This window comes from Vibrio sp. Isolate25, assembly GCF_022398025.1.
GTDB classification, from domain to species: domain Bacteria; phylum Pseudomonadota; class Gammaproteobacteria; order Enterobacterales; family Vibrionaceae; genus Vibrio; species Vibrio coralliilyticus_A.
Map to the genome: position 1 here is coordinate 24,957 of NZ_JAKEUT010000021.1, position 21,291 is coordinate 46,247.

The following is a 21,291-nucleotide window of genomic DNA, read 5'->3' on the forward strand; positions in this document are numbered from 1 at the left end:
CTTCGTGAGCACAGTTTATGCATTTGCACTTCATTTTAGAGTTAGGTAGTGTCGCCGTTCGACACGTTTCCATCAACGATTTTATGAAGGCTGTTCACCGTGGATTTTTCTCGTAGAGATTTTATTAAGTTAGCTGGTAGTGGTTTAATTGTAGCCAGCTGCGCTCCTTCTCTTGCTTTCACCGCTCACCCAGACCAACCTCGCGCTCTGGCATTTAGTAACCTCCATACTGGGGAAGAGCTGGAATCTTGCTACTTCGATGGCCGAGTCTATGTGGCGAATGAGTTGAGTCGAATAGATAATATCTGTCGAGACTTTCGCCGCAATGAAGTCCATAAGATGGATAAGTATCTTTTTGATCAAATCTCGCTGATTCAATCTCAACTTGGAGTCGATGCAGAAGTGCAGATCATTTCTGGCTACCGCTCTCCCGCTACCAACGCTGCGCTGCGCTCTAAGTCAAACGGTGTGGCTAAGAAGAGCTACCACATGTTGGGACAGGCGATTGATTTTCGACTCGATGGCGTCAATTTGAAAAGGGTTCGTGATGCTGCGATTGAGCTTCAAGCGGGTGGAGTCGGTTATTATCCGAGAAGCAACTTTGTGCACATTGATACTGGGCCTGTACGTCGTTGGTAAGTACGTTTGCGTAAGACAAGGTTGTCAAAGACCTTACCAAATGTCATAGTTTCGCCAGTTTAGATATTCGTAAGGTTTCAATATGTCTCTGAAGTACCAAGTCGTTCCCGTTACCTCTTTTTCGCAAAACTGCTCCATCGTATGGTGTGATGAAACTATGCAAGGCGTAGTGGTTGATCCCGGTGGGGATGTAAAGCAATTGGCTGCGTTGATCAAAGAGTTAGGGGTTAAGGTGACAAACTTGGTTCTGACACATGGTCATTTGGATCATGTTGGTGGTACTGAACCTTTGTCCGCTGAACTTGGTGGTGTAGAGATTGTCGGTCCACACAAAGATGACAATTTCTGGCTTCAGGGCTTAGCAGGGCAGAGCCAGATGTTTGGTTTTCCATTGACCGAAGCATTCGAACCGCAAAAGTGGTTGAATGATGGCGATACCGTAGAGTTTGGTAATCAAGTTCTCAATGTCTATCACACACCGGGTCACACACCGGGTCATGTGGTGTTATTCAGTAAAGAAGCTAAATTGGCCTTTGTTGGTGATGTGTTATTTAACGGTTCAGTTGGACGTACGGACTTTCCTAAAGGCGATTTCGATACTCTGATTCACTCGATTAAAACCAAACTTTGGCCTCTAGGTAATGACGTTCGGTTTGTACCTGGCCATGGTCCAGAGTCGACATTTGGCAGAGAACGCGCTTCCAACCCATTTGTGGCTGATGAGATGCCACTTTATTAATCACTGAAAAGGTCGCCTCGCGCGACCTTTTGTTATTCTTAACCTTCTTCAGGCTCTGCAGCCGCAAGATATCGCCTTGCAAGCCCGACAAACTCTTCAGCCGATCGATCCAAGTCATGAGCAGAAATGAATATATCGTAATCAAAGTAGTTTCTCTGGTATCGCATGCGATTAGCGAGCATCGCTTGTAAACCTGAATACTCTTCTCCTGTTGAGTTCTTGTAAGGTTGGGAGTCCAAAACGATGTCTTCAAACTGAATGCCCTGTTGACTTTGCTTGGCACCGAGATACAGCAGCGCTCTTTGGCTGAGAAGGATTTCTGTGGCGATTCGAGGGCAGATGCTATCGAGATAAGGGGAGTAGTGTTTGAGTTTAATGCCAATCCAAGGCAAAGGTTGTTGCCAGCCTTCTTGATCATAGTGGCAGATGCCAATTTTGCTGACGTTATTCCATTTCACTACCCAACCTCCTTTGAACAAGTGCTGCTGAAAATGTGTAGCCGTCAACGTGTAGGAAACTGTGCCTTTAAGAATCATCAGGTAGCCAAAACCAACCAGCGATAAAATTACCACCAGCGTTAAAAGGGCTTGTTGAAAGTCTGGTGAAAACATAACAAGAGAAATCATTATAATAGATGCGATAGTCGCAATGATTTTGGCTAACGGTGAAGAAAGCCGGATAGGTTGATTGGTAAGATGCAACGTCTGCATTTACGACTCCCTAGCAATGACCCAAACCTCTGTTTATATATTCAGTAGTTATGAAAAGGATCATAATCAGCACTGATTAAATTGTAGTCTGATGACAGCATATCACGCATTTTTGCTCGATAAAGCCCCTTATACTCTGTAAATAGCCACAAAATTTTGGTATAAATCGCGCTTCAAATTTTCACCACTGCTCCGTATGCAGTGAAATGGAGAGAAACTCGATGAGACTTGCTCATAAGCGTAAAGTGCAGATGAAATTGCAAAAACGCGTTAAGGCGACAGTTGCAAACGTAGAAGCAACTAAGAAAGCTAAGCCTGTAGTTGAGAAAAAAGTAGCTGTAGCATCAGCAGCGGAGAAAGTTGTTGCGACTAAAGAAGTTAGCGTTGCACTGACTCCTAAACAACAACAAGTGTTAGATATTGTTGTTGCCAATGCAGAAGGCATTAACCCGAAAGGCATTGGTCTTGCCGCGGGCCAAGAAGAAGCCAAAGCTGCTTCATGGGCGACGGGCGCGTTGAAAAAACTGCTAGAAGAAAACCTAGTGGCAAAAGAGCAGCTAGCAGGTAACAAAGTTATCTATAAAGCCCTTTAATTCATACTGTTATAGCGCTCTTTTGAACAGCAGAGCACTCTGTTGTTGAGAACGAATAGAAGTGCCCCGACTTTAATGTCGGGGCGCTGTTATTTTGAGAATAATATCTGGTCAGTTATCGCTATATCTATCAATATTTAACATTTGTCACATTTATAAAAAATCCCCACCTATCCGTATCACGTATCGTTGTCTACGTATTATTGAAATAAACTCATATTTTGCCTCTATGTAATAGATTGATTGTTAATGATTAAAAATCTTTATTGCACTTTGGCCTACGTATAAATACGTAATTAACAAGTCAAATAGCAAACGACATTGTTAATTTTTCTCCGTGTTCACGCTTATTTCTAAAACTGATTAGATGAACCACTCTTTGCTTGAGTAAAAAGTAGCTGGAAAGTTGCTGAATCTAACAAAGGACGTGAACATGAGTCTAATCAGACAATCTTTGAAACGAGTACTGAAAGGTACGGCTATGGCAGCAGTACTAGCTGTTGCTGCGACATCAGTGAATGCTGCTGAAAAAGTGTACCGCTTGAAGCTGGCGGAAACTTGGGGGCCAAACTTCCCAATCTTTGGTGACGCAACCAAAAACATGGCGAAGATGGCGGAAGAAATGTCTAATGGCCGCCTTCAGATTCGAATCGACTCTGCAAATAAGCACAAAGCACCACTGGGCGTGTTTGACATGGTGAAATCGGGCCAGTATGACATGGGGCACTCTGCGTCTTACTACTGGAAAGGTAAAGTGCCTAATACGCTTTATTTCACCTCGATGCCTTTTGGTATGCTGCCGACAGAGCAGTACGCTTGGTTCTATTACGGTGGTGGTATGGAGTTAATGGAGAAAGTCTATTCACCTCATAACCTGATGTCTTTCCCTGGAGGTAACACTGATACTCAGATGGGGGGGTGGTTCCAGAAAGAAATCAACTCGGTTGATGACCTAAAAGGTCTGAAAATGCGTATCCCTGGATTTGCCGGTGAGATTTTGGCGGAGCTGGGTGCAAAACCAACCAACATCGCACCGGGTGAGCTATATACCTCGCTTGAGCGCCGCACTATCGATGCACTTGAGTGGGTAGGGCCATCACTTGACCTACGTATGGGTTTCCACAAGATTGCACCTTACTACTACACAGGTTGGCATGAGCCAGGTACAGAGCTGCAATTCCTGATCAATAAGCGCACTTGGAACCGTCTGCCTGACGATCTGAAAGCGATTCTTCAGGTTGCCATGAAAACTGCGGCTTACGATATGTACACTCAGTCTAAACACGAAAGTGGTAAGAACTGGGCGTCAATCAAGTCCGAATATCCAAATGTGCAGGTGAAAAACTTCCCAGCGGAAGTCATGACAGCACTTCGCGAAGCTAACGAGCGTCTGCTTAAAGAACATGCTGACAAAGATGAAATGGCAAAAGAGATCCAAGCGTCTCAGGCTGCTTACATCGAGCAAGTTCGTCCTTGGTCTGACATCTCGCACCGCGCATACCTGAACAGTCAGGCACAACAATAATCATAAAAATTCGTTGCCAGTTTGATTGAGCTGGCAACGAGAAGCCCAAGAAAACTCTCTTATAATTTGAAGAGTCTATAACAAAGTTCCGCAGGTTTCGGCCAAGCGGAGTTATTTCAAAGTTCCATGGAGTAGGGAATGAGAAATCTAATCTATATAGAGCGCATCTTTAATCGCTTCGGTGATTTCCTAGGATGGCTGTCGAGTATCCTGTTTATCTTATTGCTCGCAAATGTCGTTTACGATGTGGTGATGCGCTACGTGTTTAATGATGTTTCCATTGCATTTCAGGAAATGGAGTGGCACTTGTTCTCTGCCGTATTCCTATTGGGTGTTCCTTATGCCATTAAAGCGGGTGGCCATGTCAGGGTAGACCTTTTTTACGAGCGCTTGTCTCATCGAGCTCAGGCGATCATTGATTTAATCGGTACCATCGTTTTTCTTTTTCCGTTTTGCCTGCTGGTGGCTTGGTACGGCGTTGATTTCGCTAAAGAGAGTTTTGCCCTAGGTGAAACGTCTGGTGATCCCGGTGGCTTACCCTATCGCTGGGTAATTAAAGCCATGATTCCATTGTCGTTTATGTTTATGGCAATAAGTGGTGTTGGATTACTGCTTCATTCTCTCAATAAGATTTTTAACCCGCATTTAATTTACGCCAACTCAACAGAGCAAAAGTAAGGAGACAAAAATGGTCGGTATTGTAATGTTTTTTGTTGCCTTGTTTGCTTTGCTGCTTGGCTTCCCAGTTGCGTTCACCTTTGGTGGTATTGCACTGATCTTCGGCGTCTGGGCCGAAGGCATGGATATGTTTGCTTTCATGCCATATCGTATCCAATCCATCATGGAAAACACGGTATTGATGGCAGTGCCATTGTTCGTTTTCATGGGTTTGGTTCTGCAAAAAACACGTTTAGCGGAACAGCTGCTTGAATCCATGGGTAAGCTGTTTGGTGGTGTGCGCGGTGGTATCGCGATTTCTACCGTTTTAGTGGGCGCTTTGCTGGCGGCTTCTACAGGCGTTGTTGGAGCCTCCGTTGTAGCAATGGGGCTTATCTCTCTGCCGGTTATGCTTAAGTACAACTATGATAAAGGGTTAGCGTGCGGAACGATTTGTGCCTCAGGTACGTTAGGTCAAATCATTCCACCGTCTATCGTGTTAATCCTTCTTGGCGATGTGTTAGGTGTTCCCGTTGGGGATTTGTTTCAGGCAGCGGTTTGGCCGGGTCTCGTTTTAGTTGGCGCTTACGTTCTCTATATTCTGATTTACGCCAAACTCAATCCAGAAGCTGCGCAGCCCATTCCTCGTGATGAATCGGTAAGCCGTAAGCAGGAAGTCATCACTGCGCTTAAAGCTGTGATCCCGCCACTTGCGCTTATCGTAGTGGTACTTGGTTCCATCTTTGCTGGTGTTGCGACGCCAACAGAATCCGCTGCGCTTGGTGGCGCTGGTGCGATAGTTCTGTCTCTGCTTTACAAGCAATTCAGCTGGAACATGGTGTATGAAGCGTCGAAAGAGACGGTCAAAGTAACCGCTATGGTGTTTGCGATTCTGCTCGGTGCCACAGCGTTCTCTATGGCATTTACTTACACGGGTGGTGACTACCTGGTTGAAGAGTGGATGCTACAAATACCGGGCGAGAAATGGGGCTTCCTGATCATCACTATGTTGGTGATTCTGGTTCTGGGCTTCTTCATCGACTTTGTGGAAATCTGTTTTATCATCGTTCCAATCATCGCACCCGTTGCCGAGATTATGGGTATAAACATGACTTGGTTTGCGATCTTGATTGCGATGAACCTGCAGACCTCCTTCTTGACCCCACCATTTGGTTTCAGCCTGTTTTATCTCAAAGGTGTAGCACCGAAAGGGGTGACGACCCGAGATATATATCGAGGTGTGATGCCATTCATCGGTATTCAGATCCTCGTGCTGACGTCACTGTTAGTCTTCCCTGGATTCTATGGAATGTGATCGACTGATTACAGAAATGTAACAACTCTTGCTAAAGTAAAGCTGCTCGTATGGGCAGCTTTTTAGTATGGGAGAAGGAATGCCTCTAAAAGCTAAGTTGATTTTGTTGAGCTTGTTGCCGCTGTTGTTAGTGATGGCGCTGACAAGTTGGATCGCTATCTACCAAACCAAAACGCTGGGTGACAAAGAAGTGAAAATCTTCCATTCCAGCCTCATTAAGTCCAAAGAATCGGCGCTCAAGGATCTGGTTGATTTGGCCTTTGATGCCATTGAGCACATCTATAACGATCCTAATATCGAAGAGCATCAGGCAAAGGAGCAGGTCAAAGCGATCATCAGTCGTCTGCAATATGGAACTGATGGCTACTTCTTTGTTTACGACAAGAACGGGACCAATCTGGTTCACCCAATTATGCCTGAACTGGTGGGTCAAAACCTACTACACATTCAGGATGAAAACGGTAACCACTTAATAGAGTCTTTACTTGCGCAGGCAAAGTCCGGTGGTGGTTTTCATCAGTATTTGTGGCAAAAACCATCGACTGGAGAAAGCGTTCCTAAACTGAGTTACGCGGCTTGGTTAAGCAAGTGGAATTGGATGATCGGTACGGGCTTGTACATTGAAGATGTCACTGAAGAAGTGGCAAACCTCCAATTGGCGGTCAACGATAATATCGAGACGACCTTCTTTTCACTCATTGTGATTGTAGTGGTGACCGTCGCGGTGATTCTGGTTTTGACATTAGCGGTCAATTTACATGAGCATCGACTGGCGGATAAGAGCTTAAAAGAGCTGGCGCATAAAACTGTGATGTTTCAGGAAGATGAGAAAAAGCACCTAGCGAGGGAGCTTCACGATGGTATTAACCAGCTTCTGATCTCAAGCAAATGTCACTTGGAGTTGCTTGGCACCAAACTTGATGACGAAACACAAAAGCAGCATCTAGCTAAGTCGCAGAATTCTCTCATGACAGCGATTAATGAAGTTCGACATATTTCGCATCAGTTAAGGCCTAGTGCGCTGGATGATATCGGCCTTGAGGCTGCGATGACGACTTTGCTGACGGACTTTAAAGCGCATTCTGGCGTCGATGTTGAGGCCTCATTGTCAACCAGTCAGAGCAGGCTAAAATCAGAGGTAGCGACCACGCTTTACCGGGTAGCGCAGGAGTCGCTGACTAATATAGAGAAGCACTCTCAAGCGAAGCAGGTGACGGTAATCCTGCAGCAATTGGGCGATATGCTTCAACTGATCATACGTGATGATGGTGTTGGGTTTGATGTAGGCTCAACGCTAAGAAAGTCGGGCATTGGTTTACGCAATATGCGTGAGCGAGTAGAGTTCTTAGGTGGCGATTTTGAGCTTGAAAGCGAACCAGGGTTTGGTACAGAGATTACCGTACTGTTGAAATTAGATGGACTAGTTTATGGATAAACCGATCACAGTGGTGATAGTCGACGATCATCAGGTCGTCTTAGATGGATTTATCGCTCGGCTCCAACTGGAACCAGAAATTGAGGTGATTGGCTCGGCCAGCAATGGTCTAGAGGCGATTGAAAAGGTTAAGGAGCTAACGCCAGACGTTGTGTTGATGGATGTGAGTATGCCATTAATGAACGGTATCGATGCCACGCGTCTAATCAAGGAAGAGCTGCCAGAGATTAAGGTTTTGATGCTGACCATGCATGATAACCGCGAATACATCATGAAGGTGATGCAGGCTGGCGCGGTTGGTTACATGCTGAAAGAGATTTGTGCCCGTCGGATGGTGCAGGCGATTAAAACGGTCTATCAAGGCTCGACCTATTTTTGCGAATCCGTGACACAGACTTTGTTTTCTCAAGAAGTGATTCCCTCTGCGCAAAAACCTAACCCTCTCAGTCGACGCGAGGAAGCCGTTCTTAAATTGGTTGCGGAAGGAAACAGTAGTAAGAAAATCGCCGCTTTGCTGAGTATTAGTTACCGCACCGTGGAAACCCATCGGCAAAACATCAAGCAGAAGCTAGATATACACAGCACTGCAGAGCTTGCCAAATATGCTGTCGAACAAGGGCTATTGGGTTAGCGACCGCATCAGCATTCACAAGTTAACTAAATAACGTGGCAGGATCGTGTATCCGAACACGTTCAATGAAGATTATTATGACTTATCCAAAAAATATCCATCAAGATTACCATGCACATGTCTATTTTGACGCCAACAGCAACGATTTCGCTTCTGACTTGAGGGATCAAATCAGTCGTGAATTTGACTTGTCTGTCGGGCGATTTAATCAGAAACTGGTTGGCCCTCATACCATGTGGAGCTTTTCTGTGACGTTTACGGCGGATGACTTTGATGTTTTAATCCCTTGGTTAGATAAATCCCGTGGGGAGTTACCGGTTTTGGTTCACGCATTGACGGGTAATGACCTCAAAGATCATACCGAATTTGCTTATTGGTTGGGCAAACCTGTTGAGTTGGATCTCTCTTCGCTTTAGTGGATATACCTTTCATTCAATACCCTAGTACAACAAGCGTGCCGTAAACTCATTGTGTACATTAAGGAACAGAAATGAGAGCTATCATTTCTGTCATTCCTACTATTTCAACTCTCTCGCGGTTAAAGTGCTCTTTTACCCGCACAAGCCCCCATTTAGCAATTATCTTCATATTTGCACTACAGCTTCAGAGTAACGCTAGTTCACTTCTACAGAGAGTAGAGGCTGCTCACTATGAGACTAAGCATTTATAGGAATTACCTATTAAATCTATAGAAACGAACGTTTTTAACTATCTATTAGGAGTGAGTATAGTTAAATCATTGAAAGGCAACAGCCAAAAACATTGATTGTGATGAGGAATGTACTATGACAAACCAAGTTAACTTAATTGGCCTAAACAACGAAAAATCACAAGTACTGGCGACCGAGTTGAATGCGTTGTTAGCGCACTATCAAGTGCTTTATATGAACACCCGCGGTTATCACTGGAACATCAAAGGTCAGCAATTCTTTGAACTGCATTTGAAATTTGAAGAGATCTACACCGATCTTCAAACCAAAATTGATGAGCTAGCAGAGCGTATTCTGACTATTGGCTCAGCGCCAGACCACAGTTTTAGCCAGTATTTAGCAAAGAGTGGCATTGAAGAACACCAAAATGCGACAACAGGTAAAGAATGTGTGAGAGGTCTTGTTCATGGTTTTAGCACGTTACTGACTCAGCAACGCGCGATTTTAAACCAAGCAGAAGAAGCAGAAGATGAAGGTACGGCAGCCCTGATGGGAGACTATATTCGAGAGCAAGAAAAGCTGATGTGGATGCTTAACGCCTATTTGCAGTAAAATAACTGTTCAAATAGACAGTGTTTTCTTGAGATATTAGTGAGGTTATCTATACTGTATATAAACACAGAGTCTGGAGGTGAGTTATGTTGTGGGAAACCCTTGAACGTGTTAATCGCCTGCGTCAGGAGGCGCTTAACAACCCAGAATTTATTCGATCGGCAAAAGCACATGAAAAGGCTTTGGAGTCACAGGATGTACACCACACAGGGACTTCAAGGAGTTCGACTAAGTCTAAGAAAGAAAAGGCTTTGTCGGACATTTACCAGCAGTCAGACTTCGGATTTGACCCGTCCGGCTCGCATCACTAACCCAGTATAAAGCAGGGCTCTTTAGGTCCTGCTTTTGTCTTCTTTTATTCCCCAAGCGACCTTTTCTTTTTAAAGTGCAATTTGCTATTTTTCGGACCTTTTATTGAGGTTGTGGGCTGTTTTATTGCTATTTTTGTGGTTTTAAATTCTAATTATATTTTAATTACTGGAATTAAATATTAAGATTTGGATTTGGTTTGATCGGCAGCAATGAAGTGTCTGATTATTCGCTTTTCTTTGCGATAGAAGTCACAACCACTCTGCCTCTTATTGCAGTTTCTCCGTAATATGACCATTTCCGAAACCATTGAATTTATAATCCGGAACAACAATGAATAACAAACTTGGGTTGAGCTCTCTCACTGCGATCGTCATTGGTTCAATGATCGGTGCAGGCGTATTTAGCTTGCCACAAAACATGGCTTCTGTTGCAAGCCCTGCGGCAGTCATGATTGGCTGGGCGATTACTGGTATTGGCATGGTCTTTCTTGCATTCTCATTCCAAAAGCTGGCTTCTCATAAACCTCAGATTGAAAGCGGGGTGTTTGGTTATGCAAAAGAAGGCTTTGGAGATTTTGTCGGCTTCTGCTCTGCATGGGGTTACTGGCTAAGTGCGATGTTGGCCAACGTTTCTTATCTGGTTATTGTGTTTAGTACCTTAGGCATGCTGTTTGACACACCTGACAACATGATCTTTGGCCAGGGTAATACTTGGGTATCTATTTTAGGTGCATCCATGCTTTTGTGGATGGTACATGCATTAGTCCTACGTGGTGTGCAAACGGCCGCTTTGATTAATATGGTAACGACTTACGCGAAGCTTGTACCGCTGGTGGTGTTTATACTCTGTGCAATGTTTGCGTTTAGCTGGGACACATTTACGATTGACTTCAGTGGTCTCCATTTTGGTGATGCGCATACGCTATGGGATCAAGTAAAAAGTACTATGCTAGTGACAGTTTGGGTGTTCATTGGTATTGAAGGTGCGGTGGTAGTATCCAGTCGGGCTCGTAACCGAAAAGATATTGGACGTGCAACAATATTGGGGCTGCTGACTGCCTTATCTATCTATGTGTTGGTGACTTTGCTCTCTATGGGAGTCATTAAGCCAACAGAGTTGGCGCACTATCAAAACCCGTCAATGGCAAAAGTGCTGACTCATATTCTCGGGCCATGGGGTCAATACATAATCAGTATCGGCTTGCTCGTGTCTGTGTGTGGTGCATTCTTGAGTTGGACGGTTTTAGCTTCAGAAGCACCTTATCTGTGTGCAAAAGAGAAAATGTTCCCGGCCAGTTATGCGAAGTTGAATAAAGCTGGTAGCCCGGTAAAGCCGCTAACCTTGACCAATATTTGGGTTCAGATCTCTCTGATTTTGGTGATGTTTGCAGGCAGCACGTACGATACCTTGTTGATCATTGCTTCTGAAATGATCTTAGTACCATATTTTTTGGTCGGTGCCTACGTACTTAAATTAGCGATAACACAAAAAAGCCGAGGTAGCTTACTTGCTGTGGGTATTGGCGCTACGTTATATGGTCTGTGGCTACTGTATGCATCTGGGCTCAATTACCTACTTCTTTCGGCGATTCTTTATGTGCCGGGTCTGTATTTTTACATTCAGGCCAAGAAAGAGCAGGGGATCAACCCGTTTGAAGGTAAAGAGAAACTCGGTGCTAGTGTGTTGAGTGTAGCTGCTGTTTTGGCAGTCGGATTGCTTTGGCAAGGTACGCTTCATCTTTCATTTTAAAAAATCCCCCGGAGGGGGGATTTTATGAGCGTTTCAGTACCATTCGGTTTTTGGCACTTTCTGCAATGGTGAAAAGCAAACCGGTCCATATCAGGCTGAAGCTGATTAGTTTGACTTCATCAAAGATTTCACCAAAGAGATATATTGCTAATAGAAATTGAATTGACGGTTCAATGTATTGCATTAATCCGACCGTTGACATACTGGTCCAACGAATCGCTAAAGAGTAAAACAACAAAGGAACGAGGGTTGCAGGAGCTGAGCCAATATAAAGCGCAAAGATTGACCAGCCTGAGTTAAGTGATTCAGTACCAATAGTGAGTTCTTTGAAAGTGAGATAGCCAAGTGCAAAGGGCAGCAACACTAAGGCTTCGACCAACAGGCATGTGCTCCATTCGTATTGAATCTTCTTTTTACACCAACCATACAGTGTAAAGAAAATGGCCATAGTCAGTGCAATAACAGGTATTTGCCCATATTGCATGACTTGATAACTTAATCCTGCCGTCGCTAATACTAATGCCACTTTTTTGCCAAGTGAGAGTTTTTCACCTAACACGAATACCCCCAAGGCTGTCATTGTTAGTGGACTGATGAAAAAGCCTAAACTGGCATCAATCACGCGATCATTTGTCATCGCCCATGTGAATGCACACCAAGAAATTGACATTAGAGTGCTGCCCAATAGTGTGATGACTAAAGAGCGGTGATCACTAAAAATAGCTGTAAAATTAGGCCACTTTTTTGTGACAAACAGCACGATCAGTATACCAAAGGGTACAGAGGCAACTAGTCGAACGGTGAGTAACTCGTCCAAAGCCGCATTAGGCAAATATTGATAATAGAGTGGTAACAATCCCCATAAAAGGAATGAAAGAGCAGCCATCCAGTTACCAGTACGTTCTTGTGACATGGAATACACCTAGCGATTTTGATGCGTGCAATGTATGAGCAAAAACTCGTATTGTAAAGAGATTTGTTATGATTGGGGTTTTTGATTTTACTTGTTTGAAATCAAATGCTTATGATTATATGTTGCGGGCTGAATAGTATGCTAAGAGATCACAGGCTCACAACTAGCAGCTAAAGATTTTCTTTTGATAGCCGACAATTATATTATCTTAAAATTAGATTTATCTGGTTGACCCTAGAATCACCAGAAAGATAAGACTCTTCGGGACGTTATCACTCGAAGTTATAGGAGAAAGTTAATGAGTGATTTTGAACAAAAGCGTAAATTTTATCGATTGAAGTACCCAAGAAGAGCAAGGCCTTCAGTACGTATTTCTAACGAACTGTTTCACGTCACCGAAGTGTCTGAGGGTGGTATCCGAGTGGTAAAAAATACCTTTACCAATTGGTACAAAGGGTTAGCAATGTCTGGGACGATTCATTTGCACAACAACAAGCAAGTGACCTTTGAGGGCAATGTGCTACGATTCGACCAAAATGAGGTAATTGTTAAGCTCAGAAAAGGTCCATCTTTTAAGAATATGGTTGAAGAGCAGCGCCATATTCGCCAGAAGTACCCAGCGTATTTCTCTCGTCCAACGACTGAAGTGGCTTAACGAGCTTCATCTCCTATAGCGAAGCAAATAGTGAAACCGCCGCATAAACTATGCGGCGGTTTTGTATCTGACATCTGGAAGAACAAAGAATTGAATAACAAAAGTGATCATACACACGATGACGCTCATTTATGTTTGTGACAAATGATAAGTAATTTTAAAATTCAATAAGTTACAAAAAGTAATTAAGAGATACTGCGCAGTCAAAATACGCACGCGCATTTTGTTTTACGGTTTTTCTAGCGTTTTCTGTATAGGAATCAGAGAGGTTCATCGAAAATCGGGTGTTTAAAACCGAGCTCGCGCAGTATACAAATGTTAGGTTGCTTTAGGCTAGTACGGTTTTTGGTTTAGCGCTCAGCCACTTCGAATCCTTTTGTTGTCGCTAGTGTCAGTGGTTATGTGGCTCGAACTTTTTCAGGTGAAAGCTTTCTTCAATTAGCTAACTCTGGCTTGAATGACTATAAGTGTTTTCTGTTTTTCAGTGCTCCTGCCCAAGTTTATTCATTGAAGCTCGTTATCTCAATGTGGTTAGCTTTTTTGCTTCAGTGAGCCACCGCAAAAATGGTGACGTGGCTGTTATTCAGCTTGGCGGTTGTTGCGGTGTATTTAGCTTTGGTGTTTCATGGGTTAGTCCTATAGTTCAAGCGAGCATAGATACTTGTAATGAGCATACCTAACAATCAGCTCAAGACGGACAACCAACGCTTGGCGGTTTTGTGTCTAGTTGGGTATCGTGTTTACGGTGGTTTATCTGAGTTTTGTGGTATGGTTGGTTGCCGCTTAGCAAGGGCGTTAGGTTGCTTTAAAGCTGTACGGTTTTTAGTTTGGTGCTCAGCCACTTCGAATCTTTCTTTGTCGCGAACTTCAGTGTCCATGTGGCTCGAACATTTTCAGGTGAAGGTTTCATTCAACTGACAAGCTTTGATGTTAGTGACTGAGTGTTTTTGGTTTTCAGTGCCCTGTGCAAGTTTATTCATTGGAAGTTCGTTATTTCAATCTGGTTGTTTTTTTTGCTTCAGAGAACCACCGCAAAAATGGTGACGTGGCTGTTATTCAGCTTCGGTGGTTATTGCGGTGCAGTTGGCTTTGGTGCTTCATGGGTTAGTCCTATAGCTCAAGCTAGCTAAAGTGTTCGTAATGAGCATACCTAACCATCCGCTCAAGACGGACAACCAACGCTTGGCGATTTTGTGTCTGGTTGGGTGTAGTGTTTAGGGTGGTTTGCTGTAGTTTTGTGGTATCGTTGGTAGCCGCTTAGCAAGGGCGTTAGGTTGCTTTGGGGTTGTACGGCTTTTTAGTTTAGCGCTCAGCCACTTCGAATCCTTTTGTTGTCGCTAGTGTCAGTGGTCATGTGGCTCGAACATTTTTAGGTGAAAGTTTCTTCAACTGTCCAGCTTTGACGTTAGTGGCTGAGGATTTGCTGCTTTAAGTGCTCTTGGTCAAGTTTGTTCGTTGAAAGTTCGCTATCTCCATCCGGTTGGTTTTTTGCTTCAGTGAGACACCGCAAAAAAAAACAGTGACGTGGTTATTATCCAGCTTTGGTGGTGATTTGCGGTTCAGTTGGCCTTGGTGTTTCATGGGTGAGTCCTATAGCTTAAGCGAACATAGATGCTCGTAATGAGCATACCTAACAATCAGCTCAAGACGGACAACCAACGCTTAGCGGTTTTGTATCTGGTTGTGCTCAGTGTTTACGGTGGTTTGTTTGAGTTTTGTGTTATTGTTGGTAGCCGCTTAGCAAGGGCGTTAGGTGTACTTCGAAAAGTAGGTTTATCTCTCATTTATGTTATGAGTTAAGGTTCATAATGTTTGTGCTTCTTGTGAAGCAATAAACAAAACAAAAGAAAGAGTATATTTATGACGCCATATAAAAACCTTAACGGAAATTCGAATGTAGAAGCCTACGAAATTGCTGCAGACTCCATAACAGTCAAATTTAAGTCAGGCACATGGAGGCATTACTTGTATTCAAATCAAAAGCCGGGAGCGCAAACAGTCCAACGGATGAAGTCCTTAGCAGAGCAAGGATATGGGTTAAACTCATATATAGCGAAAGAAGTAAAAACTAACTTTGAACGTAAGTGGTAAGACACCTAACAAAGCATTTAAGAGTGATTCCCAACGCTTGGCATTTTTCATTCCATCGTTGGGTTTCGCGTTTACGGTGGTATGGTTAAGTTTTGTGGTAGCGTTGCTCACACCTTAATGCGGCGTTAGGTTGCTTTACGTTTGCACTGTTTTTTAGTTTGGCAGTCAGCCACTTCAATAATCTTGTTTGTCGCTAATCTCAGCGGTCATGTGGCTCGAACTTTTTTCAGGTGAAAGTTTCATTCAACTGGTAAGCTTTGACGTTAGTGGCTGAGGACTTTCCGTTTTAAGTGCTCTTGCCCAAGTCTATTCATTGGTAGTTAGTTATCTTAATTTGGTTAGCTTTCTTGCTTCAGCGAACCACCGCAAAAATAGTGACGTGGTTGTTATTCAGCTTCGGTGGGGATTGCGGTGCAGTTGGCCTTGGTGTTTCATGGCTTAGTCCTATAGCTTAAGCGAGCAAAAGCGTTTGTAATGAGCATACCTAACAATCCGCTCAAGACGGACAACCAACGCTTGGCGGCTTTGGGTCTGGTTGGGTATCGTGTTTACGGTGGTTTGTCTGAGTTTTGTAGTATCGTTGGTAGCCGCTTAGCAAGGGCGTTATGCTTCCCATTCAATTTTTGGAGTAATTATGTACAGTTGGATTCCCGCTTTAACGACAACATCACTGTTGGGAGTAGCTATTTTCTTATCCAAAAACTGGCTTTTAACTAGGTTAAAAGGCTCTATTGCTCATGAATATAATGAGCAATTAGAAAATGTACAGTCAGAGCTTAGAAAGTCGGAAGAGAGCTACAAGTCACAGCTTAAAAAGCAAGAGCAGCGTATAGAAGCTCTTCAGAATGGAGTATTAGTGCAGGTTACGTCTAGGTACGCAACGCTGTATGATCGACAACTAAAAGCGGTAGAGCTGCTTTGGAAATCAGTCGTTGATTTAGGTGGAGCTAAATCTGCTGTGTCTACAATGGCAACTGTAAATTATGAGAATGCAATTAATGCGACTGCTCAAGACAACAAGGCTCGCACATTTTTTGATGTCATGTGCCAATATGATCAGGATAGCATTGGTGCAGCAATGCAAGAAGCTAATAGGCAGCGCCCATTTGTGTCGGTGGTTACGTGGGCATATTATGCCGCATATCAATCTATTTTATCCTATTCAGTATTACAGGTATCACTATTAAAAAATGGTGTGGGCAAAGATCTTACTTGTAGCAAAAATATGTTGAAGCTGGTCACTTTAGCTTTACCTCATCAAGCCGAGTACGTTGAAAATCATGGTGTTGCAGGTTGTTACTTCCTATTAGATGAACTTGAGCAACTTCTACTTAGCTCATTCAACTCTATGTTGGATGGTAGTGAATTCGATTCAAAAACACTCGAAAAAGCAGCTCAGATTACTGCTCAAGCAGAATCTTTGTTTAAGGAATCAAGCAAAAAGCTCGAAGCATAACAAAGCATTTAAGAGTGATTCGCAACGCTTGGCAGTTTCGCTTCGCTCAAGTATAGCCAAGCGCCGCTCACACCTTAATGCGGCGTTAGTTGGTTCAGTACAGGGAACGAAAAAGTAATGTATAAACAAACGGAAGTTAACAAGATACTGATAGTCATCCTTTCTATTCTCAGTGCAATTATAGTTTTAACATCGAATCACATTGGCAGTATGCTCATAGCGTTGACAGTTAATCTTGTAATCGGTGCATTGTTTTACTCGATGTCTGTTGAGGTAAGTGGTAATAAAGTGTGCTGGTATTTTGGTTTTGGCTTCCTTCGAAAGGAAGTCGAAGTTTCAAGTATTGTAGATATTTCGTCTTATGAAACGGAATGGTATCAAGGCATTGGAGTTCGTTTGCTAAAAGATGGCTGGTTATACAATGTCTCAATAGGTAAGGCTTTGAAATTAAAGATGTCTAATGGCAAAAATATTTACCTAGGGTGCAAAGACGCTGAATGTCTTCAGCGTGCGTTGGAGTCCACCAACTAACAAAGCATTTAAGAGTGATTCGCAACGCTTGGCGGTTTCGCTTCGCTCAAGTATAGCCAAGCGCTGCTCACACCTTAATGCGGCGTTAGGTTGCTTTAGGCGAGTACGGTTTTTGGTTTTTTAATCAGCCACTTCAATAATCTTGTTTGTCGCGAATTTCAGCAGCTATGTGGCTCTAGCTTTTTCGGGCGAAAGTTTAATCTGGCAAGCTTTGCCGTCAGTGGCTGAGTCTATTCATTGGTAGTTTGTTCTATCAACTAGGTTAGCTTTTGGGCTTCAGCGAACCACCGCTAAAATAGTGGCGTGGTTGTTATTCAGCCTCGGTGGTTATTGCGGTGCAGTTGGCTTTGGTGTTTCATGGGTTAGTCCTATAGCACCAGCGAGCAAAGCGTTCGTAATGAGCATACCTAACCATCCGCTCAAGACGGACAACCAACGTCTGGCGGTTTTGTGTCTGGTTATGTTTAGTGTTTACGGTGGTTTGTCTGAGTTTTGTGGTATTGTTGGTAGCCGCTTAGCAAGGGCGTTAGCCGTCAAAGCACATAAATAGGAAAGGAGTCCTAAATTGAAAATTGCGTTAGTCACTGGTGGTTCAAAAGGTATCGGTTTGTATTCAGTTCTTCGGCTCGTGAGGCAGGGATATAAAGTTGTTACGTGCTCACGTTCGAAGGAGATTTGGCTTGATGTTATGCAAAAATATCCAGAATTAAAATCTGTTGATTACCAGTCGGTTGATATTGCGGATGAGCAACAATTAGACGGTTTATTTGCTCATATTGCAGACCACTACGGGAAATTGGATGTAGCGGTCAACAACGCTTCTCCGGCTCTTGCTTCTAGAGGCTATCTGCCTCAAGTCGATGTACCACTTCTCAAAGAAACACTTCATGTGGACTTTTTGTGCCAAGCCTTGTGTTTGAGGTCTGAATTGAAACTAATGGAAGCTGGTGCATCCATAGTAAATGTAAGTTCTGTTAATGGTCTTAGGCCAACACCCAATGCATCAATGTATAGTGCTGCTAAGCACGCCCTTGAGGGGCTAACGAGATCAGTTGCCCTAGAAAGTATCAAATCTGGAATTCGAATCAATGCGGTTGCTCCTGGTGTAACGTGGACTCCCAGATGGGAAGAAAGGCAACTTGAAAACTCTAATATCCGCGCTGATGTTTCTGACGTAGTACCTATCAATCGTTTTGGGGAAATCGACGAAATCGTCAATGCAATTGAGTTTTTATTATCAGATAAAGCCAGCTATATAGTTGGTCACACGTTAGTAGTTGATGGTGGGCTATCGTTGGCATGAGCGGCTAACAAACAATTTAAGAGTGATTCAGCACGCTTGGCATTTTTGGTTTGGGTTGAGTTCGGTGTTTACGGTGGTAAAGTTGAGTGCCGTGGTCGCGTGCTTCACACCTTAATTGGGCGTTAGGCGTTGTCCAAAAAGTATGGGAGATAAGATGGATAGAACTTTTCCAGATCAATTGAAAAAACTGCACTCAATAGAAATTGACTACGCGGACGGTGAGGGAATTGATTTTGAACCATATGATGATTTCTATTCGCAAGAGGAAACATCAGAATGGATTAAAGCATGGACTGGTAATTCTTCACTCAATGGGCATGAATATTTAATTTTTGGTCAAGATGGTTCTGGCGGTTACGCTGCTTTTTGGCTGGTCGCCAATGTCGAAGATCTTTTGCAACAGCCTATTGTTTTCTTTGGCTCTGAAGGTGAAGTTGGGGTGGTTGCACAAAATTTTGGAGACTATGTTTGGTTGTTTGCACATGGTCTTGGGCCATACGAGGCTGTTGCTTATCCTGACTTGAAGCGCCCCCTAAATAGTAAGTTTCTGCACTTTGCTCAGGAGGTTGCCCCGTCAAATGAAAGCTCAGTGTCTAAAATCATAAGTGTGGCCAAATCAAAGTACCCTAACTTTGAGCAAATGATTGACGAACTTTGCCAGTAAGCCAAGCGCCTAACAAGCAATTTAAGAGGGATTCTCAACGCTTGGCACTTTTGCTTCTACTTCAAATTTAGTGTTTACGGTGCAATGTGTTAGGTTGGGTGCTGGCGTTGTTCACCCCTTAATTGGGCGTTAGGTTGCTTTAAGATTATACGGTTTTTAGTTTGGTGCTCAGCCACTTCGAATCTTTCTTTGTCGTGAGTTTCAGTGGCCATGTGGCTCGAACTTTTTCAGGTGAAGGTTTCATTCACTGGCAAGCTTTGAGGTTAGTGGCTGAGTGCTTTCTGTTTTTAAGTGCGTTTGGTCAAGTTTGTTCGTTGCAAGTTCGTTATCTCAATTTGGTTAGCTTTCTTGCTTCAGCGATCCACCGCAAAAAACGGTGACGTGGCTATTATCCAGCTTTGGTGGTTGTTGCGGTGTATTTAGCTTTGGTGTTTCATGGCTTAGTCCTATAGCTCAAGCTAGAAAAGGTGTTCGTAATGAGCATACCTAACCATTAGCTCAAGACGGACAACCAACGCCTAGCGGTTTTGTGTCTNAGAAAAGGTGTTCGTAATGAGCATACCTAACCATTAGCTCAAGACGGACAACCAACGCCTAGCGGTTTTGTGTCTGGCTGAGTATCGTGTTTACGGTGGTTTGTTTGAGTTTTGTGGTATTGTTGGTAGCCGCTTAGCAAGGGCGTTATGTTTTACCCTCAAACTCTCTCAATAATCATTAATTGGAATATTATGTATATACAATGTATTCCAATCTTTTCGTTTGTGGTAGTATCTCGTTCATTACTGAACACTTCTATATGAGATACTGCAATGAATATGGAAAACAAAGATACTAGCGAGAAAGAGTGGGGCTCTAGCGAAAAGTCTGAGGCACCACGTATCGTCAAAGGTGATTACCACCCTAAAAAAGACCCTCTGTTATTTCGTTACGCTATGATCACATTGTCGATGATTGGCTTCGTGGGTGTATTAAGTTACGCCGCCCTTGCTGTTATGGATAAGCCGATCCCAACAGAGCTAAACTCAGCCACAATGCTAGCTCTTGGTGCATTAAGTGGCTTATTGATGCGAAAAGAATAATTTTGGTATCGCCCTCTTTGAGGGCGATAATAAGGTATTACTAACTAACAAGTGTTATAAGAGTGATTCGCAACGCATGGCATTTTTACTATGCGTTGAGTTTAGTGTTTAAGGTGGTATACAGAGACTTCGGTATTGCGTTGTTCACACCTTAATGCGGCGTTAGTTAGATTGATTTCCAACACTTGGCGTTATTAGGACAAGGTTGGGTCTGTGTTAAGGCACATTAGTTTGGGTTTGGTGACTGGCGTAGTTCACCCCTTAACTAGGCGTTAGAGAGATGAGGAAAAGAGATGACTACATCTAAGTTAAATAAAGTAAGTATGAATCTTACTCAAAGAGATATCGATAATGCTGCATATCTTCTCGATGTGTTGAATGAAAGAACCCAAGCTGGTGTTGTAAGTAAATCGTTGGCACTGACAAAAGATATAGTTGAATTACTAAACGCAAACTCAAAATTGTTAGTAGAAGATCCCAACGGAAAGATTCATGAAATAAAGATAGTTGGGTTAAAGTAAAACATAACAAACTGTTTAAGAGTGATTCGGTACGCTTGGCATTTGCAGCTTGCTTTGAATTTTGTGTTTACAGCACAAAATATAAGCTTGGTCATTGCGTACCTCACACCTTAACAGGGCGTTATGTGACTTTTATTTTAACTTGGATATCGAGAATGATTAGAAAATTTGTATTGCTTACGACTCTTCTGACTAGCATTCCAGTTTGTGCTACTAGTCTTAAATGCAATGGAAAGATTACTCATGCGTATATAGATGCGAATAACAACTTAATGATCCATGGTGACTGGAGAAAAGACTATACAAGGCTTTGTCAAACTGATGGAGGTAGTGGTGTCGATACTGTGACTTGCTCTTTATGGTTTTCTTTAGCGGTGAGCTCAATGACTCATGACAAACAGGTTGTTGTTAGTTACCGAGGAGATAGTGTAGATTCGATGAGTTGTGCAACTATTCCAACCTATGACTTATCACCAAACCCTCATTATTTACTCTTAGTTAAATAGTGTCT

Annotated in this window: 25 protein-coding genes; 23 read left to right on the forward strand and 2 right to left on the reverse strand. The window is 43.2% G+C overall.

Annotated features, from left to right (window positions below):
- The first annotated feature begins 99 nt into the window (after positions 1-99).
- Together L1D15_RS20925 and L1D15_RS20930 are read left to right on the forward strand one after the other, a co-directional pair.
- On the forward strand, positions 100-639 hold the full coding sequence (locus L1D15_RS20925) for a DUF882 domain-containing protein (RefSeq protein WP_239876914.1): 540 nt from the start codon (positions 100-102) through the stop codon (positions 637-639).
- Positions 640-721: 82 nt separating this feature from the next.
- The gene (locus L1D15_RS20930; RefSeq protein WP_239868521.1) at positions 722-1,378 is read left to right on the forward strand and encodes an MBL fold metallo-hydrolase; all 657 of its coding nucleotides are present in this window, start codon (positions 722-724) and stop codon (positions 1,376-1,378) included.
- A 38-nt stretch (positions 1,379-1,416) separates the two neighbouring features.
- On the opposite strand, the gene L1D15_RS20935 is transcribed toward L1D15_RS20930, so the two are convergent.
- Positions 1,417-2,088 carry a DUF2982 domain-containing protein gene (locus L1D15_RS20935; protein ID WP_239836565.1) on the reverse strand — a complete coding sequence of 224 codons (672 nt, stop codon included), beginning with the start codon at positions 2,086-2,088 and terminating at the stop codon, positions 1,417-1,419.
- 221 nt (positions 2,089-2,309) lie between these two features.
- Here L1D15_RS20935 and L1D15_RS20940 point away from each other — a divergent pair, with 221 nt between their 5' ends.
- The 10 genes from L1D15_RS20940 (at position 2,310) to L1D15_RS20985 (ending at position 11,567) form a co-directional block, all read left to right on the forward strand.
- Complete coding sequence (locus tag L1D15_RS20940) at positions 2,310-2,681, forward strand: MarR family transcriptional regulator (protein WP_239871780.1); 372 nt, start codon at positions 2,310-2,312, stop codon at positions 2,679-2,681.
- A gap of 433 nt (positions 2,682-3,114) precedes the next feature.
- Positions 3,115-4,206: a TRAP transporter substrate-binding protein gene (locus L1D15_RS20945; RefSeq protein WP_239836563.1), complete on the forward strand. Its 1,092-nt coding sequence runs from the start codon at positions 3,115-3,117 to the stop codon at positions 4,204-4,206.
- Between the two features lie 138 nt (positions 4,207-4,344).
- Positions 4,345-4,884, forward strand: a complete 540-nt coding sequence (locus tag L1D15_RS20950) for a TRAP transporter small permease subunit (RefSeq protein WP_006958854.1) — start codon at positions 4,345-4,347, stop codon at positions 4,882-4,884.
- Between the two features lie 10 nt (positions 4,885-4,894).
- Positions 4,895-6,178: a TRAP transporter large permease subunit gene (locus L1D15_RS20955; RefSeq protein WP_239876915.1), complete on the forward strand. Its 1,284-nt coding sequence runs from the start codon at positions 4,895-4,897 to the stop codon at positions 6,176-6,178.
- Between the two features lie 79 nt (positions 6,179-6,257).
- Complete coding sequence (locus tag L1D15_RS20960) at positions 6,258-7,613, forward strand: cache domain-containing protein (RefSeq protein ID WP_239871786.1); 1,356 nt, start codon at positions 6,258-6,260, stop codon at positions 7,611-7,613.
- A complete protein-coding gene (locus L1D15_RS20965) occupies positions 7,606-8,244 on the forward strand; it encodes a response regulator transcription factor (protein WP_239876916.1) in 639 nt (212 codons plus the stop codon). The genes L1D15_RS20960 and L1D15_RS20965 overlap by 8 nt, the downstream gene beginning before the upstream one ends.
- Positions 8,245-8,321: 77 nt before the next feature.
- Positions 8,322-8,660, forward strand: a complete 339-nt coding sequence (locus L1D15_RS20970; protein WP_239876917.1) for a DOPA 4,5-dioxygenase family protein — start codon at positions 8,322-8,324, stop codon at positions 8,658-8,660.
- 369 nt (positions 8,661-9,029) lie between these two features.
- A complete protein-coding gene (locus tag L1D15_RS20975; protein WP_239876918.1) occupies positions 9,030-9,506 on the forward strand; it encodes a Dps family protein in 477 nt (158 codons plus the stop codon).
- Positions 9,507-9,592: 86 nt separating this feature from the next.
- On the forward strand, positions 9,593-9,817 hold the full coding sequence (locus L1D15_RS20980; protein ID WP_239836558.1) for a hypothetical protein: 225 nt from the start codon (positions 9,593-9,595) through the stop codon (positions 9,815-9,817).
- A gap of 331 nt (positions 9,818-10,148) precedes the next feature.
- Positions 10,149-11,567 (forward strand): basic amino acid/polyamine antiporter, encoded by a 1,419-nt coding sequence (locus tag L1D15_RS20985; RefSeq protein WP_239876919.1) that lies wholly within the window; start codon positions 10,149-10,151, stop codon positions 11,565-11,567.
- A 22-nt stretch (positions 11,568-11,589) separates the two neighbouring features.
- Here the strand turns inward: L1D15_RS20985 and rarD are convergent, their stop codons facing one another.
- The gene (gene rarD, locus L1D15_RS20990) at positions 11,590-12,480 is read right to left on the reverse strand and encodes an EamA family transporter RarD (protein WP_239876920.1); all 891 of its coding nucleotides are present in this window, start codon (positions 12,478-12,480) and stop codon (positions 11,590-11,592) included.
- A gap of 298 nt (positions 12,481-12,778) precedes the next feature.
- Here rarD and L1D15_RS20995 point away from each other — a divergent pair, with 298 nt between their 5' ends.
- The 11 genes from L1D15_RS20995 (at position 12,779) to L1D15_RS21060 (ending at position 20,780) form a co-directional block, all read left to right on the forward strand.
- Positions 12,779-13,135 carry a PilZ domain-containing protein gene (locus L1D15_RS20995; protein ID WP_239876921.1) on the forward strand — a complete coding sequence of 119 codons (357 nt, stop codon included), beginning with the start codon at positions 12,779-12,781 and terminating at the stop codon, positions 13,133-13,135.
- A gap of 666 nt (positions 13,136-13,801) precedes the next feature.
- A complete protein-coding gene (locus tag L1D15_RS21000; RefSeq protein WP_239876922.1) occupies positions 13,802-14,053 on the forward strand; it encodes a hypothetical protein in 252 nt (83 codons plus the stop codon).
- A gap of 702 nt (positions 14,054-14,755) precedes the next feature.
- Positions 14,756-14,935, forward strand: a complete 180-nt coding sequence (locus L1D15_RS21010; RefSeq protein ID WP_239876923.1) for a hypothetical protein — start codon at positions 14,756-14,758, stop codon at positions 14,933-14,935.
- Between the two features lie 765 nt (positions 14,936-15,700).
- Positions 15,701-15,943, forward strand: coding sequence for a hypothetical protein (locus L1D15_RS21015; RefSeq protein ID WP_239876924.1), 243 nt, complete (start codon positions 15,701-15,703; stop codon positions 15,941-15,943).
- Positions 15,900-16,682: a hypothetical protein gene (locus L1D15_RS21020; protein ID WP_239876925.1), complete on the forward strand. Its 783-nt coding sequence runs from the start codon at positions 15,900-15,902 to the stop codon at positions 16,680-16,682. Before L1D15_RS21015 ends, L1D15_RS21020 begins: the two co-directional genes overlap by 44 nt.
- 117 nt (positions 16,683-16,799) lie before the next feature.
- Entirely contained in the window at positions 16,800-17,213 is a 414-nt protein-coding gene (locus L1D15_RS21025) for a hypothetical protein (RefSeq protein WP_239876926.1), read from the forward strand.
- Between the two features lie 397 nt (positions 17,214-17,610).
- Entirely contained in the window at positions 17,611-17,763 is a 153-nt protein-coding gene (locus L1D15_RS21030) for a hypothetical protein (RefSeq protein WP_239876927.1), read from the forward strand.
- Between the two features lie 15 nt (positions 17,764-17,778).
- The gene (locus L1D15_RS21035; RefSeq protein ID WP_239876928.1) at positions 17,779-18,516 is read left to right on the forward strand and encodes an SDR family oxidoreductase; all 738 of its coding nucleotides are present in this window, start codon (positions 17,779-17,781) and stop codon (positions 18,514-18,516) included.
- A 154-nt stretch (positions 18,517-18,670) separates the two neighbouring features.
- Entirely contained in the window at positions 18,671-19,180 is a 510-nt protein-coding gene (locus L1D15_RS21045) for an SMI1/KNR4 family protein (protein WP_239876930.1), read from the forward strand.
- 809 nt (positions 19,181-19,989) lie between these two features.
- Complete coding sequence (locus L1D15_RS21050) at positions 19,990-20,259, forward strand: hypothetical protein (protein WP_065780673.1); 270 nt, start codon at positions 19,990-19,992, stop codon at positions 20,257-20,259.
- A gap of 293 nt (positions 20,260-20,552) precedes the next feature.
- Entirely contained in the window at positions 20,553-20,780 is a 228-nt protein-coding gene (locus L1D15_RS21060) for a hypothetical protein (protein WP_065780675.1), read from the forward strand.
- Positions 20,781-21,291: the final 511 nt, after the last annotated feature.